The sequence below is a fragment of the Priestia sp. BR_2 genome (assembly GCF_041954005.1).
GTDB lineage: Bacteria > Bacillota > Bacilli > Paenibacillales > Paenibacillaceae > Paenibacillus_AQ > Paenibacillus_AQ lautus_A.
In genome coordinates this window covers 1-1,184 of the sequence record NZ_JAVFHM010000142.1, presented here as the reverse complement: position 1 = coordinate 1,184, position 1,184 = coordinate 1, and the positions used below count along the sequence as shown (strand labels likewise).

Here is a 1,184-nt window from a genome sequence, read left to right as displayed (position 1 = left end):
AACATTTTCACGATTAACAGTTTCAACAATATCATAGGCCTGGCCAAATGTATTTACTGTACACTGTGGATGTCCCACAAACTCAACTGCAATTTTTACTCCATATGGTTCTGCAATGTCTGATAGCTCTTTTAGTACCTTTACGCAACTTTTTTTAATATCTTGTTTCAATATCTTCTGTTCCGTTACCAGAGGCACGGCAACAACATATTTCACGCCTAAACTTTTAGCTATATCCATCATTTCTTTAAACTCATTAATGATTTTCAAGTACTCGTCTTCATCACGGTTGTTGAAAAATACTAAAGCATTTAATGCCAAGGGCTTAATATGGTGTGTATTAAAGTATTCAGCCAATTCATTAAGAGATTTTTCCTTTAAATACTCGGATAATTTATCCATCGTGCGAATTTCTATATAATCATATCCATGTTTATCACAATATTCTAGATCCTTTGCTAAATTAGAGTTTTCTAATGTCGTAGCTTGATTAAAACAAAGTTTCATATTAAAACCTCCGTATTTTTGTCTGCCTCAAATTTTATTTTAGAAACAAGAAACCTCACTTTTTGGGAATAGATAAACCTAGTATTAAATAACTTTCATCATATACAACTTTAAATTATAACGCCGTTCCTTCATTAGCTTCGTTTTGGAGGCCTTTATCATCATAAGTTCGGAAGTAATGTTCCAATTCCTCTAGTGTACGCCCCTTCGTTTCTGGCATATGCTTCTTCACAAACAGGATACCCCCTGCTCCCAGAACGACAAAGATAAAAAAAGTTGTTGATAAACCGATGGTTGCAAGCAATACCGGGAAAACTAAAACGATGATAGAATTCGTAATCCATAAGAAAAAGACACTTAACCCCATACCAAGACCTCTTAGCCTTGATGGAAAAATCTCTGCAAGTATTAACCATGTGACTGGTCCAATAAATCCATGCATAAAAGCAAGAAATACAACGGACAAAGCAAGTACAACAAAGTGACAAGATGCAGATCCCTTAAGTGTTAATGAGAGTATTACAATAAGTAATAGTGTTATTGTATTTTCACTTAATCCAATTAGTAACATTGTTCTAAGTCCAAACCTTCCAAAGAGCCAATTCCCAACGAAATCAGTCAATATGTAAATCGCACCGTTATCTATGTTACCTGTGAATCAAACTTATTTTTGAAAA

At 34.0% G+C, this 1,184-nt stretch carries 1 protein-coding gene and 1 pseudogene; both read right to left on the bottom strand.

Annotated elements, in window-relative coordinates; genetic code table 11:
* Positions 1 to 507 (bottom strand): annotated as a pseudogene (gene iolI / locus RB298_RS06720) (2-keto-myo-inositol isomerase); the annotation flags it as partial.
* A 115-nt stretch (positions 508 to 622) separates the two neighbouring features.
* A complete protein-coding gene (locus RB298_RS06715) occupies positions 623 to 1,153 on the bottom strand; it encodes an MFS transporter (protein WP_486046478.1) in 531 nt (176 codons plus the stop codon).
* Positions 1,154 to 1,184: the final 31 nt, after the last annotated feature.